General features: G+C 37.3%; 15 protein-coding genes and 5 pseudogenes. 16 read left to right on the top strand and 4 right to left on the bottom strand.

The window, feature by feature from the left end:
- The first annotated feature begins 93 nt into the window (after positions 1–93).
- From CEF20_RS16115 to CEF20_RS16770, 6 genes and pseudogenes are all read left to right on the top strand, one after another.
- The gene (locus CEF20_RS16115) at positions 94–1,353 is read left to right on the top strand and encodes an MFS transporter (RefSeq protein ID WP_100332828.1); all 1,260 of its coding nucleotides are present in this window, start codon (positions 94–96) and stop codon (positions 1,351–1,353) included.
- A gap of 25 nt (positions 1,354–1,378) precedes the next feature.
- Entirely contained in the window at positions 1,379–1,915 is a 537-nt protein-coding gene (locus CEF20_RS16120) for an NADPH-dependent FMN reductase (protein WP_100332829.1), read from the top strand.
- Positions 1,916–2,091: 176 nt separating this feature from the next.
- The gene (locus CEF20_RS16765) at positions 2,092–2,241 is read left to right on the top strand and encodes a hypothetical protein (protein ID WP_157796319.1); all 150 of its coding nucleotides are present in this window, start codon (positions 2,092–2,094) and stop codon (positions 2,239–2,241) included.
- Between the two features lie 593 nt (positions 2,242–2,834).
- On the top strand, positions 2,835–4,739 hold the full coding sequence (locus tag CEF20_RS16125) for an endonuclease MutS2 (protein ID WP_100332830.1): 1,905 nt from the start codon (positions 2,835–2,837) through the stop codon (positions 4,737–4,739).
- A gap of 35 nt (positions 4,740–4,774) precedes the next feature.
- Positions 4,775–5,612, top strand: a pseudogene (locus tag CEF20_RS17650) (IS256 family transposase); the annotation flags it as partial.
- Between the two features lie 247 nt (positions 5,613–5,859).
- Positions 5,860–6,021 (top strand): hypothetical protein, encoded by a 162-nt coding sequence (locus CEF20_RS16770; protein ID WP_157796320.1) that lies wholly within the window; start codon positions 5,860–5,862, stop codon positions 6,019–6,021.
- Between the two features lie 344 nt (positions 6,022–6,365).
- Here the strand turns inward: CEF20_RS16770 and CEF20_RS17600 are convergent.
- Positions 6,366–6,596: pseudogene (locus CEF20_RS17600) on the bottom strand (integrase core domain-containing protein); the annotation flags it as partial.
- A 99-nt stretch (positions 6,597–6,695) separates the two neighbouring features.
- Positions 6,696–6,863, bottom strand: a pseudogene (locus CEF20_RS17605) (IS3-like element ISBce13 family transposase); the annotation flags it as partial.
- Between the two features lie 330 nt (positions 6,864–7,193).
- Between CEF20_RS17605 and CEF20_RS16150 the strand changes: the two are divergent.
- The 7 genes and pseudogenes from CEF20_RS16150 to CEF20_RS16775 form a co-directional block, all read left to right on the top strand.
- Positions 7,194–7,466, top strand: a pseudogene (locus CEF20_RS16150) (clostripain-related cysteine peptidase); the annotation flags it as partial.
- Between the two features lie 452 nt (positions 7,467–7,918).
- A complete protein-coding gene (locus CEF20_RS16160) occupies positions 7,919–8,335 on the top strand; it encodes a lactococcin 972 family bacteriocin (RefSeq protein WP_100332835.1) in 417 nt (138 codons plus the stop codon).
- Positions 8,336–8,404: 69 nt separating this feature from the next.
- Entirely contained in the window at positions 8,405–10,588 is a 2,184-nt protein-coding gene (locus CEF20_RS16165; protein WP_100332836.1) for a bacteriocin-associated integral membrane family protein, read from the top strand.
- Positions 10,585–11,205: pseudogene (locus CEF20_RS16170) on the top strand (ATP-binding cassette domain-containing protein). Before CEF20_RS16165 ends, CEF20_RS16170 begins: the two are co-directional and overlap by 4 nt.
- 15 nt (positions 11,206–11,220) lie before the next feature.
- Entirely contained in the window at positions 11,221–11,415 is a 195-nt protein-coding gene (locus tag CEF20_RS16175; RefSeq protein ID WP_269799237.1) for a bacteriocin-like WGxF protein, read from the top strand.
- A gap of 543 nt (positions 11,416–11,958) precedes the next feature.
- Positions 11,959–12,402 (top strand): MarR family winged helix-turn-helix transcriptional regulator, encoded by a 444-nt coding sequence (locus CEF20_RS16180; protein ID WP_232713571.1) that lies wholly within the window; start codon positions 11,959–11,961, stop codon positions 12,400–12,402.
- A 54-nt stretch (positions 12,403–12,456) separates the two neighbouring features.
- Positions 12,457–12,612: a hypothetical protein gene (locus CEF20_RS16775; protein ID WP_157796322.1), complete on the top strand. Its 156-nt coding sequence runs from the start codon at positions 12,457–12,459 to the stop codon at positions 12,610–12,612.
- Positions 12,613–12,917: 305 nt separating this feature from the next.
- On the opposite strand, the gene CEF20_RS16185 is transcribed toward CEF20_RS16775, so the two are convergent.
- Entirely contained in the window at positions 12,918–13,289 is a 372-nt protein-coding gene (locus tag CEF20_RS16185; protein WP_408607834.1) for an aldo/keto reductase, read from the bottom strand.
- A 326-nt stretch (positions 13,290–13,615) separates the two neighbouring features.
- Between CEF20_RS16185 and CEF20_RS16190 the strand changes: the two genes are divergently transcribed.
- The 3 genes from CEF20_RS16190 (at position 13,616) to CEF20_RS16200 (ending at position 16,246) form a co-directional block, all read left to right on the top strand.
- Positions 13,616–13,978 carry a DMT family transporter gene (locus CEF20_RS16190; protein WP_100332918.1) on the top strand — a complete coding sequence of 121 codons (363 nt, stop codon included), beginning with the start codon at positions 13,616–13,618 and terminating at the stop codon, positions 13,976–13,978.
- Positions 13,979–14,386: 408 nt separating this feature from the next.
- Positions 14,387–15,094 (top strand): N-acetylmuramoyl-L-alanine amidase CwlD, encoded by a 708-nt coding sequence (gene cwlD, locus CEF20_RS16195; protein WP_269799238.1) that lies wholly within the window; start codon positions 14,387–14,389, stop codon positions 15,092–15,094.
- Between the two features lie 93 nt (positions 15,095–15,187).
- Entirely contained in the window at positions 15,188–16,246 is a 1,059-nt protein-coding gene (locus tag CEF20_RS16200) for a P-loop NTPase (RefSeq protein ID WP_100332840.1), read from the top strand.
- A gap of 74 nt (positions 16,247–16,320) precedes the next feature.
- On the opposite strand, the gene gerD is transcribed toward CEF20_RS16200, so the two are convergent.
- Complete coding sequence (gerD, locus tag CEF20_RS16205) at positions 16,321–16,929, bottom strand: spore germination lipoprotein GerD (protein WP_100332841.1); 609 nt, start codon at positions 16,927–16,929, stop codon at positions 16,321–16,323.
- Positions 16,930–16,963 lie beyond the last annotated feature (34 nt).

Raw genomic sequence — 16,963 nt, forward strand, 5'->3', positions numbered from 1 at the left:
TACAATTTTCCCAGATTGGATAATAAAAAGAGGTTCCAAAAAAGAAGTGGGATGACTATTATTGCAAAATAGACAATATATCAGGGGGTTAATATGAAATCTATCTTTCGAGAGTCAAAAAATAAAATCATTCCAATTTTACTATCTGATCTATTTACTTCAGTTGGTAGTGGTATAACAATGATCGCTATACCATGGTATCTAGTTAATCAACCTGGGGGAGAAAAAGTCTTTGGTTTATTAACAATTATATCAACCACTGCATTGTTTCTTTTATCCCCATATTTTGGAGCGGTTATCGATAAGTTTTCACAAAATCGATTATTAATGTTAACGGAGGGGTTCGGAGCTAGTATCACCTTACTCTTGGGGATTTTATGCTTTCTAACCAATTACGATCAAATCGTCATGGTAACCTTGCCTGTAATTGGTACAATGATTACTACTTTTTATTATCAAGTGAGATTCGCTCTAAACCAAAGTTTATTTAAAAAAGAACAATATAATAATTTAAACAGTACTTTAGAAATTCAAACACAAGGAGCTTCTCTTTTGGTAGGAGTATTGGCAACGGTAGCCGTAGAGACTATAGATATATCCTATATATTAATCTTAAATAGTGTGGCATATTTAGTTAGTTTAACAGCATTAACTATATTACCTAATATTCATCGTAAGAAAACCGTTGCTAATGTCAAGAGTTCCAGATGGAAAGATATACAGGAAGGATTCAATTACGTCAAATATGAAAAAAAGTTAATGCTATTCCTATTGTGTGCTTTTATGCCATTTATTGGTGTGATGGTTGGTAACTATTTGTTCCCAGTATTTGTAGCTCAATATTTAAAAGCTAATGCAAGTACTATGGGGCTCCTTAACTTATTTTATTCCTCAGGCGCTATCATAGGGAGTATCATCATTATATATGTTGTGAGGAAAATAGGTTCTTTAAATACTACAGTTATAGCAATGCTTACCTACACCGTAGCGTTAGCTTGTACAGCACTATTTAATTCTGTATTCTTGTTTCTGGTCTTTATGTTATTTTGCGGGGCTGGAAACTCAGGAACAAGAATAAGTAGGAACACTCTCATGATGGAGATCATTCCTCAAGATATTATTGGTAGAGTGAATGGTTTTTTGCAAGCAGCAGGTTTACTAATGAGGGTGACTCTTGTATTTATTTTTACATTAATAAACAGCATGGTAAATGTAAGGGTATCACTATTAACTTTAAGTGTTATTCTTGTCCTATCATTTATTATTGTTTTCACAACGAGAAAAGGTATAACAAACCACTCCTTAACATTAACTGAAAAGGGCATTGATAACTCAAATGTAATCCAAAAATAAATTCAAAAATTCAGGAGGAAACAAAATGAACTTACTAATTATAAATGGAAGCCCTAGGAAAACTGGTGGAACTACAAAAGTGGCAAAGTATATCAGCAAGAATCATGATTTAAACTTATTAGATTTAAGCGAATTAATTCTACCAATCTTTAATGGTGAGGAAGAAGTTCGTACTAGAAAAGAAGTACAAACCGTTCTGAATGCAATAGAAGAAGCTGATGCCATTATACTTTCTACTCCAGAATATCATGGATCTATGAGTGGAGCTTTAAAGAATGCATTAGATTTTATTGATAAGAGTTACATTATTAATAAACCTGTCGCTCTCATTTCCGTATGTGGAGGGGGAAAAGGTGGCGTTAATGCGCTGAACAGTTTAAGATTTGTAGCACGCGCGCTTTATGCAAATGTATTATCAAAGCAACTAGTAATAAATCCCGATGATATGACAGAACACGGTGAGTTATTAGAATCAGCTAGAATAGACGTGGATCAATTAATAAATGAACTCAGACTTTATACTTCCTTATCTAAACAACTATTTTTAGAAGAATCCATTTAGTTGTAATACTGTACTTAAAAAAATCAGATGACTCATCTGATTTTTTAAGCCGATCTCTAACGACTTGTAATCAGCGGTTGCAAAATAACCAATAATCACGGTTTGAAATCGCTAAAAGTAACAAATAATCGTTTCGAAACATACATTGAGATGGAGTGGAGAAACGAAGCTGAAGATTGGAGAGTTATTTTAGAAAGCGTGAACGAAAGAGTGTCGATAGAAGAATGAAGCGGGCACGCTTTCCTTATGTAAAAACGTTAGATGAATTTCAGCTGGAAGAGCAAACAGCCTTGAGCGAACGCCAGTTAAAGCAGCTAAGTGAATGACGGTGGCCAGCGCGATAGTATAATCTGATTTTATTAGGACCACCTGGCGCATGGAAAAATATTTCTAGCGATAGAATAGGGATAGAAGCAATTCGGGCGAAAAATGTTTATTTCGTTTTGATGGCGCCAACAGGGCTTAGTCTTATCACTTAATTTTGGATGCTGTTTGACGAAACGGTTTTTCCATGCTACATTGATCTCATATTACAAAAAGGTGTGGTGGAGTATGTCCGTAGCAGGTATCAACTAATCACAATTAGTTGAATAAGGTACTTATTTTCTGGTCAATGCCAGTTTATTGAGAATGCCTTTTTTCAATCATGTTACTTTAACGTGTTTGAATACCTGCTATCAGACTGCTTCCATTTCCATATATTCGTGTAGCGTAGAATGTAAGACTTAAGCCTTGAGGCTGGATTCTATCCAGTCATGCTTAATTTATTTAGGTCTTATTTATTCATGCCTGTTCGAGATAGGACCTTGTTTTGTGACAAGGTTATGCCCGCGGAAGCTTTCTGTCCAGTTTAGTTGTCTAAATTGGAAGGCAGAGAAGGCTTTAGCGGGCTTATTTTATTTGGAATGAGGGAGATAAAATGAATAATATGACCTTTGAAAAATTACAATACCACGAATTAAAAAATAAAGTTAAAAGCCATTGTGTCAGCAGTTTAGGTAAAGAGTTAATAGAAAGATTACAGCCAAGCTCGAATATAAAAGTCGTTCGCAACCGTTTAAATGAAACGAGTGAGGCCCGCAAGTTATTGGACGCTGAAAAACACTTTCCATTAACGGGCATTTCCAATATAACAAGCCATATTGAAAAATTAGAAAAAGGCATGGTATTAACCCCGTCCGAATTACTTGCTATTTCTGATTTTTTAAGAGGCTGCAGGAAAATTAAAAAGTTTATGGCGGATAAAGAATTTTTCGCGCCAGTACTTTACACTTATGCACGTTCTATGACTGAATTTCGAGATATTGAAGAGGATATCTTATTTGCAATTAGAGGAAATCGAGTGGATTCAGGGGCTAGTAAAGAGTTAAAACGAATTAGGAATCAGATAGCTAAAACAGAAGAGAAAATCGAAGAACGTTTGAAGAAGTTTTTGAAAAGTGGAGCACATAAAGAATATATCCAGGAATTTTATATCAGTAAGAAAGATGATCGTTTTACGATTCCAATTAAAGCATCCTTTAAGAATCATGTAGCGGGAACAATTATTGAAACATCCTCTAAAGGATCTACCGTATTCATTGAACCCCAGGCTGTCTCGAAGCTTAATGTGGAATTAGTGAGTTTGAAATCGGAAGAATCCGTTGAGGAATATCAAATATTAGCAACGTTAACCGGAGCGATTTATGAATCGCTTCATGAAATAAGGATTAATATTGAATGTATCAGTCAGTACGACATGATTTTTGCGAAAGCCAAGTATAGTAAAAGTACCGATGCTATTGAACCGAAGATCAATAATTATGGATATATAAAATTAATTAATAGTAAACACCCATTATTAGAAGGCAGCATTGTTCCATTGGATTTTGAAATCGGTAAAGATTATAGAGGGTTAGTCATTACAGGTCCTAATGCGGGTGGGAAAACCGTCGTATTAAAGACCATTGGGATTTTAACTTTAGCTGTCATGTCAGGGTTTCATATTATGGCGAAACAAGGAACTGAAATTGCCGTCTTTGATCACGTGTTTGTGGATATTGGGGATAATCAAAGCATAGAGAACGCTTTAAGTACTTTTTCTTCCCATATGAAGAATATTTCAGAGATCATGAGTACGGCAACTAATAATACGCTGCTTTTATTTGATGAAATTGGAAGCGGAACGGAGCCGAATGAAGGGGCTGCTTTAGCAATTGCCATTTTGGAAGAGTTTTATCATATGGGATGCATTACAATTGCCACAACTCATTATGGGGAAATTAAACGGTATTCTGAAATGCACGATGACTTTATGAATGCGGCCATGTTATTTAATAGTGCTGAATTAAAGCCGACGTATAAGTTATTAATAGGAAAATCTGGAGAGAGCAATGCACTTTGGATTTCAAGCAGGATGAATATCCGTGAAAATGTTTTGAAGCGGGCCCAATTATATATAGAGAATAAAAACTATAACTTAGAAGTAATAAAAGAAAACAAAATAAAAAAACCAATGCATGAAGCGGACCAGCCATTAGAGGCATATCATTATGAAATCGGTGACCGAGTAAAATTAATCAGCCAGAATGATTATGCAATCGTCTTTGAGCCAAAAGATCAATTTAATAACATTAAACTGTTCTATAAAGGCGAAGTATTAGAAGTAAATGTTAAGCGGATTGAATTGGACATTAAAGCAACTCAATTATATCCTGAAGGGTATGATATAAACACCTTATTCACCAGTTATCAAGATAGGAAGCTGCAGCATGACTTGGAGAGAGGTTCGAAAAAGGCACTGCGAAAGGTTCAAAAGGAGATTAGAAATAGAAATCAAGACTAGAGGTTTAAATTGTACGAAGCGGATCATCATCGTCTGAAATCGTGCATTTAATCGAAAAAATGTACGGGCATCACTATACACCGCAAACGATTTCGAACATAACCAAAGCGGTTTCTGAAAACGTAGAAGCGTTTAATCAATATTCGCTTCACGATCGCTATGTATGTGTGTATTTAGGTGCGACCTATCTTACGGTGCGTCGTGATACGGTTTCAAAAGAAGCCGTTTATATCGCTGTTGGCATTCGTGAAGATGGCTCAAAAGAAGTGCTGACGTACACGACCGCCCCAACAGAATCCGCCTACAACTGGAAGGAACTTCCACGAAGGAACGTGGTGTAGAAGATGTTCTATTATTCGTTTCAGACGGCTTTAAAAGGCATGGCGGACGCTGTTTTCACGGTGTTTCCAAAGCGAAATACCAAGTGTGTCTCGTTCACGTTGGCCGTAACCTTGCCCATAAAGTGCGCATAGAAGATCGTCAGGAAATCTTTGAGGATTTCCTGACGATTCATCAAGCAACGGACGCAGAGACGGCCGGGCAAGCGCTAGATACGTTCTGCGATAAATGGGGCAAATCTTATAAAAAAGTTACACAATCATTGCTTGAAAATCCTATCTTCTAACGTTCTATCTGTTTCCAAAAGCCATTTGGCGAAGCATTTATTCGGCCAATTTAATCGAGTCTTTCAACAAACAAATTAAAAAATATACAAAACGCAAGGAACAATTTTCGAATGAAGAATCGCTGGAACGCTTCTTAGTCACGCAGTTTGAAGATTATAACGAACGTTTCGCTACACGTTGTCACATCGGCTTTAACAAGGCTCGTGCAGAACTGGAAGAAATGTTTGAGAACTTGAAATCAAAGTAATTCGCAACTCCAGAATGTGACGCACAATTTTAGTATGTAGGAAAGGGCTAGCCCTTTCCTACATACCAAAATCAAACCTCCGAACAAGTTCCATTGAATATCAAAATGACAATCTATCTGAAGAGGTTGAAAATTCATTTACACAAAAATATTGTCACTCCTCGATATTACTTCATTTATTTCGTACGAAACGCCGAAAATAGCAGGTACCTTATCATTTCCATTTCACATTCAAAAAGGATTTAGGTTGAAAAACGTTCGTTTTTCTTATCAAAAGGGAGAAGATGTTTTAAACATTGATCGTTTAGTGATACCTCAATTGCCAGCAGGACATGAAACAAAACTAGGACGTTTTTTCGCTGGCATGAGCATTTATGAGGGACGAATCAGCCAAGATTTTAATTTTTGATGAGTCTACATTGGCTTTGGATCCTTTCACTGAGTATGAAATATTTACTCGTTTAAATCAATGAGGAAACTAGAAACAGGGGGGAGCAAAGAATGGAAGTTAGACCTTGTTTCCTCTGAACGTAACCAACGGTGGAGTGTCAAAATGGATCTATTTCAAGGTATTGGACACACTCCGGTTGAGTTTTTTGTTCTGAGCAACTTCCATTCATGGAGCGTTCCCCACTCCAAGCAGCCCGTCAAAGGGAAAAGCATTTTTGACCTTCTACTTGGAATGTGGAGTAAAAACTTGTGGAAGTTACGCTCGAAAAATGTGGCAAGGGGAAACTGGATCATCCCCAGAGTTCACCCTGTTGCACGACATATACTCCCGTAGGCGTCTGGTGTTAAGTACCCGATGTTTCCATGAATTCGTTTGCGATTGTAACAACCCTCTATGTACTTAAATAACGCTACTCGTGCCGTTTCAAAACTATCATATCTAGTTCTGCACACGTCTTCTTTCTTGAGTGTTGCGTGAAACGATTCGATACATGCATTGTCATAAGGACAACCTTTTCGACTGAATGAAGGAATCATCCCATGTGTTTTTAGGCATCTTTAACACACGACACATCAGCTGGATCGGTTGATGTTTGTTTTCATTAGTAATGTGGTCCATCAGCTCTTGGTCCTCTATTTTTGTGCGAGTATGGTCATAGCCTTGTTTAAGATCTCTACCTTTTGTTTGAGACGAAAGTTTTCCTTCTGGATCGCAGTGACTTTTGCCCGAGTTAAGTCTTGAGCCCCTTCAAAAGGAGAATGGAGTTTAATCCATTTATAGATTGTTATTTCTGAAACACCATATTCGCTAGATAATTAACTGACGGGTGTGCTCGAGCGATAAAGCTCGACCACCGTTTGTTTAAATTTGTGACTGTATCGTTTTTGTTTCAAAACTGGACACATCCTCTCGTTCACTTCATCATAATGACCTGATCTAGGTATGTCCATACATCTAAAAAATAAGTTAAAGTTAATACAAGATGATGAAAAGCGAAATATGGACATTAAAGAGTCATTAAGTGATTTTTAATTTGGAGTATAAATTAATATCTAGCTGAACAATCCATATTGATTCTATGGGAACATGGATGAGGTTCGGTAGATGGGGATGGTGGAGATGAATTATCTGGGAAGGAGGCACTGACATCTTTTACATTGCAAGCTGCTTTGAAAGAAGCCTTTCATGAAACAAAACAAAAACTGAATATTATTTGCTTCGATGCTTGTAGTATGGCCGGAGTTGAAACTGCATACTCCATTAGGAAGGATGCTGATTATTTAGTGGCTTTTGTAGATTATGCTAATCGTAATGGATTGGCTTACAAAACAATATTTGAATCTTTGCAACAAGTTCCTATCTTATCTGCGAAGGAATTAGGAGAAGTCGTGGTCAATAGTTAACAAATGTACTCCAAAGAAAATGGGAAAGAAGAGGATTTACGGAAAGGAGTTAGAAATTAACGACTATTTTGCTGATGCCTATTCTTCTTGGCAACATGGCAGTAATAAGGATGCGAATGGTCTATTGTGTGAGGCTATACGAAAGGAGCAGTTTTTAATCATGTTTCAGATAAAGAGCACCATCGCTCTAGCTAATATCTAGTCTTCTGCCGTAAATGCTTAGGCTGGCGGACATGCCACGAAGCATTGCATTTAACTTGACAAACAGTCAACTAAAAAAACATGATGCTGCTTTTTGAAATGCAAAACTGGCATTCAGATGGCCATGGCATTTTTTAAAAGAGCAATCATACATCTTTTTCCAAAATGAAATTTCAGATTATTGTTGAATATCCACCAAAAAATGTTATTGTTTAACACGAAATCAATATTTTGGTATAGGAGGATAAATTATGAAAAAGATAGTTATGGTACTAATAGCAAGTGCATGTCTAGGTTTACCAACAATGAGTGCATCAGCAGCATCTTCAGGTATGAATGAGGGGACAGAAGTTAACTTAGATCCGCTTATGGAAGATTATAAGAAAAAAGGCTCTATTGAAGGGGAAGTAACGTTAGGAGATTCCGCCAACAGTATACTAAGAACAGTAAGAAACGGATGGGTTAGAGCTGGAGGCGGCTTGTTTAAAGTGGCTTGGGGAGTAGACCGACACTACTCTTATTATAATCATCCTAAAAAGGTGCATAGGTCCAGTGCAAGTAATTCCAGCTCAATCAAAAGGAGTATATGGGAAAACCCTGGAAAAATTGCTTCAGTATGGATTAAAAGCTCATTATGGGGGAATAAAGCCAATTGGGCAACTAAATAGTAATGAACCAAGTAACAAAGTGCAGTAGTACATTGCACTTTGTTACTCCGTTTAAAGGAGTATACTACTATGAAAAAAGCACTTTATGTTCTGCTGGCTCTAGTGTTCGTTTCTACAAATTTATTTGGATATTTTTTAATAAGCAACAAGCAATTGTTTGATGTTTTATATACAAATAACCAGCTCATACATATTGATTATAACAATGATGAAAGAGATTTCAAAGATAATGAATTAATAGAACATATAATTCAATTCTCAAAAGAAAATAATATAAATATTTCTAAGTACAGTTTTCAAAGTGAAACAGACTTAAATATTTATTCTACGAATATACAAAGTGATCCCAATATTCACGTGAAATCAGGAGAAATTCCTACTGGAGCGAATTATCTCTCCAATAAAAATGTAGACTCCAATAGTAATCAATCTGGTTTGTTTTCATTTCCTTTATCTAACTGGAATGTTCATATATATGATATAGGTCAAATACGCAATGTTGGGTTAGGAAATGAATTTTATTTGAGTGGAGCCAGTGAAGAAACAATAAAGGCCTTCATGAGAGAATTTTCTGATTATGGGAATATATCCAGAGTAAACAAAAATGTTAATAGTTTAGCATTAATAAATATTTCCTTGTTGATGGTTGTATGTTTAACTCTTATTGTATTTTTAATAGGGCTGTTTTATTTTCTTATTCAAAACAGGAAAAAGATGTTAATTCAGCAATTCTGGGGTTATTCGACATGGAGGATAGTATTATCAGTGCCAAGAGAGTTTTTCCATTTCTTTATCTTCATAATATTATTACTTTTATGTGGGATGATAACTTTTATTTTGATTTTTAAACAAACATATTTCTTTATAGATTATATAGTAATGTTTTTTCTTACCAATGCTACAATGAGCCTTATTATTTTAATATTTACCATGATAGTAACCCGTTTTATCAAAAAATTCAATAATGCTGCTGTAAATATTAAGGGGAAATTACCTTTTAGAGAAATACAGTGGATATCGACCATTTTAAAAGCAGTAGTTTCTATTATTCTCTTTGGTGTTATGAGTTCCGCGTTATTAAATTTCCAACATTTAAGTGATAAGGTTGCTAGTTTAGAATATTGGAATCAAACAAAGGATGTTTTTAGAGTTCAAGTAGGAGTGTTAAATAGTGACTTAAATGAAAACTTAGAAGCAGACAGAGAGTTAAACAATAGACTGTTTGCTTTTTATAAGGAAATTGAGTCCAAGAATGATGCGTTTTTAATAGAAAGTGAAAATTTTCAAATGATTGATTATTTTAATGGGGAACCTATTTATCAATACATGCAACATATAGTAGATGAAAGTGAGATTTATTCCCCTGAAGGGCGAAATATAATAATAGATAAAAATTATTTAGATATCAATCCCATTCACAGTGTTAAAGATGCGTCAATAAATGATCAACTACAAAATGATGAGAACACTCTAAATATATTAGTACCAAAAAAGTATAAAGAGTGGGAATACCAAATTATTAACTCGTACAAGGAATGGTTTTATTTTCAAAAAGTCGATGTTAAGAATATGTATAATCGAGAAATCGGTTATCAATTGGATGAAACAACAAAGGAAGATTTAAATGTTAACATTATATACACTAAAACAGGTCAATATTTTTTTACTTTTAATAGCTATACGGGTGATAGTAAGAATAGAATCAAGGATCCTATCGCAGTTATATTCAACGAAAATTTAGATACCTCAAATATAGGAGCTCTTGCAACAACATCTTTATTTTTCATAGACAAGTCTAAAGGAAAAGCATTTGAAAATATTTCACCTGCACTTAATAAAACGAATGTGACTGAAGTAAATAATACTGTGTCTGTCTACAACGAAGCAAATGATATAGTCGCGGAGCAACAATGGTTATTGTTCCAGCAAAGTATAGGGTTATTTATAACTATTATTTTTTCAGTAATACTTGTTAGTACATTTATTTGGGCACATTATAGCGCTAATGCTTATCAATTGAGTTTAAAATATTTATTCGGATATTCCTTTTGGAAAAGAAATAAGAGTATAATTTTTATTTCTTTGATTTCAAACATTATTGCAGGATCACTTATATACTTACTTTATCGTATTAATTCTCTAGTAATAGCTGTTTTTTTAGTTTTAATAATTGATTTACTTGTTATAAGTTGGTTGAGTAATTATTTGAATAAAATGAATATTAATAAAGTAATAAAAGGAGAACACATATGATTGAATTAAGTAATGTAAGTAAAAGTTTTGATTAGCAGGCGGTATTAACTAATTTTTCTTTAAAGATACAAAAAAATGAATTTGTTTCTATCGTAGGTTCAAGCGGTGCTGGTAAAACGACACTTTTAAACCTAATAGGACTAATAGATAATCCTGATTCCGGAAATAGGAGAATTGCGGCTTATGAAAACCCCAGTAAAAAAGAAATCATGCAACTGAGAAGATATACTATAGGGTATATTTTTCAAAATTATGTTTTAATGGAAAATGAGACCGTTTATACAAACTTATTAATATCAAAAACATATAATAAAAATTTTAGTGAAGAAATGTTAAAAACCACCCTAGAGAAAGTTGGGTTAGATTCTACTTACTTAAATAGAAAAGTATATAAGTTAAGTGGTGGTGAACAACAGAGACTAGCGATTGCTAGGGTAATGTTAAAGCCATGTGAAATGATATTAGCAGATGAGCCAACTGGAAATTTAGACAGTTTAAACAAAAAACGAATCTTATCTCTGTTTCGCCAACTGCAAAGTTTAGGTAAAACTATTGTTTGTGTAACTCACGATAAGGAATTTGCAGATAGTTCGGACAGAATTATCGAATTAAACTAAGAGGGAAGTGCTGGGTTGATTAATATTGTTGGAGTAACATTATTAAACTGCATCTTAATTATTTTTACGGTGTTAGTACAAAAACTAATCTATCGTACGCTCTTATTAAACTACAATAGCTTGATCGTATACTGGGGTATATTTGTTTGTGTATTTTTCTTTTTAAATCTAATTACAAACATAATAATTCTTAAAAAAAGTAATAGATAGTAGGTGTAGGGTAGATTTGGATATCGATAAGTTAAATAGGGCATCGTGTTGATGGATGAAGTAACATTTGGTTATCAGAATGCGCTACCGTCATATTGAACAAGTCGTCCACAGTCAAGTGTATGTGACTAGGATTGTGTGTTAAATGTATTAATTTAACTCAACACGAATAGTAATCGCTTTTTTAAAAGCAAAGCTGCTAGAATAGTTTCATGGACAAACTCAAGTCGAGTTTTTTAAGAAAATTGACCATACTTGTATTGAATGTTTGTTATCATATGGTAGAGAAACATAACAGTAAAAATATAATAAATACTTTAAAAAAATGGCTGCTAACCATTATAAGTCTGGTAGCTCAAATAGAGGTTTAACCAGTGAATGGGGCGTTTCTGGTGTAACCATTTATGTCTGGATGAAAAGATAGACTCCAATAAAAACGGAGGATGGATCAATTGTAACAGTCAATGAAAAGGCTAAATAAAAGAGTGATGTTTGACAAATTACTTACTAATGTATGATGTTAGGCATCTAACATATTAGTAGGTGATTTTTTTGTCTTTGTATGAACAGGTTAAGCGCATTAATGAAGCAGAATATATGATAAACCGTTTGATATATAAACATTACAAACAATATTTAAATAGCGGCATCACAACACAGCAGGCGGTTGTATTAGATATTGTGTATTTAGCCAAGCGTATTACGGTCGGTGAAATTGCCGTTGAGATGGACAATAGTTCTAGCGCAGTCAGTCAATTAGTTGCAAAATTGGAAAAGAATCTATATATCAAACGAGAAATTAATCCGCAACATCGACGTGAAATATTTATCACGTTAGATGAAAAGGGATTGGAGTATTTTTCTAAGCAAGAGTATGTAGAACAGCAAATAGCAGATGAAATATACAGCAAACTTACATCAAATGAAATAGACGAATTAGAACGCATTGTTGAAAAATTAAAGAAGATTGCGATGGAGGAATTATAGAAATTCCTTCATGTTTAATGCATTAGATATCTAAATTATTTAGGTGGTTAATTAGTGGGTGTGCTTAAAAATATCTCGTTTAGCGGTGCAGTGTATTATGAAAAGAATGGACAGATTAAGCACTATTATTATGGTTATCAAGACCTCGAAAAGAAGCAACCTCTAAAACAATTCGAAGCACAAGGTCAAACGTATGATTGTGAGAAGTAACAATATATAAAGGTTCTTGATGACCCAACTCTACACGAACATGAGTGAATCATCTACAAAAGATATAGGATGATTATAAGAACATAAGATAGTAGTCAGTCCTTTTAAAAGGAATAGGTCTAAATAGGGAATCCCTTTACGTGCGCATGATATCTTATATATTGAATGGCATATAGACTACATACGTAAGAGAAATAAGGGAGGAACGTGATGTTCTCTTTCTCGGTATAAGGGAAAAAACTTGTTTCGGCCTCGTGCTAAGTGGACTTGGAATCCATTGGTATAGCCATCTTTCTTAGTTTCCTTCAACTGTTGGAGTGGGAAATTCGAAACCCCGATGGAGCGGATTTTCCTTTCATCCTTCGGCGTAGTTCATCAGGGCAATAAATATCATGCAGACTAATATAGTCGATGTGCAGGCGGCGTAAGCTATCTTCTTCAGTCTGCTTCAAGAATGCCGGAGAATGATCTGTTTTCATCTTATCCCCTGCAAACTTGTGCGCTCCCTTTGTCGCAAGGACAATGTCTTCACGCTTGCATTCTTCGATCACTTCCCCTGTCAATTCATCAGAACGCCCTCGTTCATATAAAATGCCGTGTCGATCAGTTTGACGCCTTGTTCTAAGTCGGTGCAGATGATGTCCTTCCTCCAGTATATGAAGATAAATAGTATGAATCCCTGCCCCACATAATAGTGGGGAAACAACTGAAGTCCTGCTATGTGGGTGATATTAGAGGGGACTTCGCTTTTGAAGGTGTGATGATAGCATTCAATCTGTTGGTGCTATAATGAAAAAATAGTATTATGTTGGAGTGGGGAGGTTTCACTTTGAAGAGGAAGCTGCTAAAGCCGGCTGTTGAGCTAGTGGATCAAAAAGGTTGGAAGTTTACTATGGACGATATAGCAGCAAAGGCAGGGATCAGCCAAAATCTTGCAAGAAGTTTTAGAGGCGATGGCCGAAATTGTAGTGAATTGAATGAAAAATACGAGGGAGTGAAGCATATGTCTTGGTTGTATTTAGCCGCCGCTATCTTATTTGAAATCATAGGGACGGTGGCGATGAAGCTGTCGCAAGGGTTTACAAAAGGGATTCCTTCTATCTTAATGGTTGTCTTTTACATACTGGCTTTTGCTTGTTTAAATTTTTCCCTAAGAGCCGTTCCGGTCAGTGTGGCCTACGCCATCTGGTCAGGGGTTGGCACAGCTGCCATTGCTGTGATCGGCTATTTCGCATTTAAAGAGTCATTAACAGTGATGAAAATCAGCGGCATTTTCCTCATCATTCTTGGAGTCGTGCTGCTGAATGTGAATGCAGGACAAAGTCAAGAACAAGGGGGATCACAAGAGACTCACTTGAAATCATAAGGTTACGCCCGTTCAGCCGCCTCACTGGCAAGCTCGGGCGTTTTTTTTGTATGAGAAAAAGCTGTTTGGCTGTATTCTTCTGCATCGAAAGGAGCTAGCAGTGCGAACGGCGGAAGTTCTAGTCTGTGAAAAAGTCAGCTCCGTCATTCATAATCCGTTGCTTTGTCCCATATGATGGCATCAGGAAGAAATTAAGTAAGCCTTCAAGCAGCGGGGCTTTCTTTCACCGCCCGCTGATGAAAAAAACAAAGGCTTAGCATCGCAGCGCCTTTGTAGCCTGCATCGTGCGGGCCGGAACAAATCGAGCATTAAGTGCCGTGATCTTTCACGTAGTTTTTCGGTTCCCTGCGTTACCCTTGAAGTGGGAGTTTTGCGGTATCTTACATGCATGATAAAGGTGGGATGGATGTGAAAAAATGGCGAGCTTGGCTGGCTTTTTTCTTAACGGGAGCGGCACTTATTTTTATTTTTCAATGGGTGATGGTGGACGAAAAATCCTGGGTGCCATGGAATCTTCCGCTTGCGGGGAAAACGATTTATTTAGATGCCGGTCATGGCGGTCCCGACGGAGGAGCAGGAGATAAGGAGGCGCTCGAGAAGGATATCGCGCTTCAAGTAGCTGAAAAGGTGCGCGATTATTTGCAAGAGCAAGGGGCTGTTGTGCTGATGACTAGGGAAAGTGACAAAGACTTAGCCGATCCGGATACGAAAAGATTCCGCGCTCGAAAAACGGAAGATTTAAAGAAGCGTTTGAGCTTAATTAACGAATCCAAAGCGGACATGTTTTTAAGCATTCATTTAAACGCCATCCCCTCGCCGAAATGGCGGGGAGCGCAGACTTTTTTTATGCCCAGCCTGCAAGAAAATAAAGAACTCGCCAAGTGCATTCAGGATGAAATTGTGCTGAATTTGGAAAACACAACGAGAGTGGCCAAGGCAATCAATCATGTGTATTTGCTGAAACACGCCAACAAACCGGGAGCTTTAGTGGAAATCGGGTTTTTGTCCAATCCCGATGAAAAGCGGGAGCTGATGGCAGAGGATTATCAAGAAAAGGTGGCCGCTTCCATTTATAAAGGTGTGCTTCGTTATTTAGATAAACAGCAGGAAGGGTAGCTCTCATTGCGAGCGCTATCCTTCTTTTGACGGATTGAAATATGTTATACTGGATCACGAAAGAAATCGATCTTAAGAAGGATGGTGCATAGCGTGGTAACAGAAGCACAAGTTCGGGAGCTTCTCGGTCAAATGGAAGATCCTTTCTTACATAAAACATTAGCAGAGACGAACGGAATTGTAGAAGTCAAAATCAAGGAAGAGAAGCAGCATGTCAGCGTGAAGGTGGCCATTGCCCAAACTGGGACAGCGGAGCAATTACAGCTGCAAATGCAAATTGTGAACGCGCTGAAAGAAGCCGGTGCGCAAACAGTTGGGATTCGCTTTTCCGAGCTTCCAGAAGAGGTCTTAGCGAAATTCCGCCAAGAGGGCGGAAATCAGGATCAAGGTCTGCTTTCTCCAGCCAGCCAAACGCAGATTATTGCGATTGCTAGCGGAAAAGGAGGCGTTGGAAAATCCACTGTCTCTGTGAACCTGGCGGTGGCACTGGCTCGTTTAGGAAAGAAAGTAGGGTTGGTTGATGCCGACATTTACGGATTCAGTGTGCCGGATATGATGGGGATCATGCAGCGCCCTGTTGTGCGCGGAGACAAAATTATTCCGGTTGAACGTTTTGGAGTTCAAGTGATTTCCATGGGATTCTTCGTAGAGGACAACGCGCCCGTTATTTGGCGCGGACCTATGCTTGGGAAAATGCTGAATAACTTTTTCAACGAAGTAGAGTGGGGAGAGCTGGATTATCTGTTGCTTGATCTGCCTCCTGGAACTGGCGACGTCGCGTTAGATGTGCACTCTATGATTCCTCATTCTAAGGAAATCATCGTTTCCACCCCGCACCCGACCGCCGCTTTCGTTGCGGCCCGTGCCGGCGCGATGGCTCTGCAAACGGAACACGAAATCATCGGCGTGATCGAGAACATGGCGTATTTTGAAAGCGAGACAACCGGCGAGAAGGAATATGTCTTTGGGCGCGGAGGCGGAGATAAACTGGCAGAGGAGCTTCGGACGGACGTGCTGGGCAGACTGCCGCTGCAGCAGCCTGATTGGAATGAAGAGGAGTTCGCTCCTTCTGTTTATGCAGAAGACCATAAACTAGGTATCATTTATAAAGACATTGCTCAGAATGTCATGAAAAAGTTGGAAAACCAATAATAAAAGGGTGGACAGCAGCTAACTTGCTCTCGCTGCTTGTCCACCTCTTTTCTTGTTCTGGGTAAGACAGCTAATCATTGTCCGCCTGTATTCTGCTGCTTCCCTTCCTCGCTGCCTTTTTTCTCTTTGCCGCTCTCAGCTTGCTCGCTGGCGGCTTTCAGCAATATTTCTTGGATTTTTGCCTGGTAAAGCGGGCTTTCGAAATTTTCATTCATCACGCTTTGCAAATGCTTGCGGTATTCTTTGCTTTTTAACAGCTTGGTGATATTTTTTTCGGATTCAGGATCTTTTAAAATCGCCAGCATCATTTCTTGATATTGAGGGTCCTTCATCAGAGCTTTTAATAGCTCTTCATGCTCTTTCTTCATACTTTTGGCAACTGCTGAGGCAAAGGCGGGATCTTTAAAGGATTCCTTCCAAAACTTCTTTCCTTTATCAGACAGCAAGGTGTTCTCGATGGTTTGTGAGACGATTTTTTGATCCATGACGAGCTGCTGCTTGATTTTTTCGTCTTTCATCATTTCCTGCATGGCTTTTTTTCCGTCATCCGTTTTTAGTATATCAACGACCATTTTCTTCGTTGCTTCATAATCCATATTCGCATTTCCTACATCCGTTGTTCCGCCCCCGCATGCGGTTAAAGTGAGCGTGAGCAGGAGGAGCGGCAAAGCGTGTTTCATCATGAGGAAGCTCCTTTCTTTCCCATGCTTTTTCTTA

The organism is Bacillus xiapuensis, assembly GCF_002797355.1.
In the GTDB taxonomy this organism is placed as follows: domain Bacteria; phylum Bacillota; class Bacilli; order Bacillales; family Domibacillaceae; genus Bacillus_CE; species Bacillus_CE xiapuensis.

What these genes read in the sequence shown, in the direction of transcription:
- CEF20_RS16115 (WP_100332828.1), top strand. Translation starts at nt 94, where the DNA reads ATGAAATCTATCTTTCGAGAGTCAAAAAATAAAATCATTCCAATTTTA.
- CEF20_RS16120 (WP_100332829.1), top strand. Translation starts at nt 1,379, where the DNA reads ATGAACTTACTAATTATAAATGGAAGCCCTAGGAAAACTGGTGGAACT.
- CEF20_RS16125 (WP_100332830.1), top strand. Translation starts at nt 2,835, where the DNA reads ATGAATAATATGACCTTTGAAAAATTACAATACCACGAATTAAAAAAT.
- CEF20_RS16160 (WP_100332835.1), top strand. Translation starts at nt 7,919, where the DNA reads ATGAAAAAGATAGTTATGGTACTAATAGCAAGTGCATGTCTAGGTTTA.
- CEF20_RS16165 (WP_100332836.1), top strand. Translation starts at nt 8,405, where the DNA reads ATGAAAAAAGCACTTTATGTTCTGCTGGCTCTAGTGTTCGTTTCTACA.
- CEF20_RS16190 (WP_100332918.1), top strand. Translation starts at nt 13,616, where the DNA reads ATGTCTTGGTTGTATTTAGCCGCCGCTATCTTATTTGAAATCATAGGG.
- gerD (WP_100332841.1), bottom strand. Translation starts at nt 16,929, where the DNA reads ATGATGAAACACGCTTTGCCGCTCCTCCTGCTCACGCTCACTTTAACC.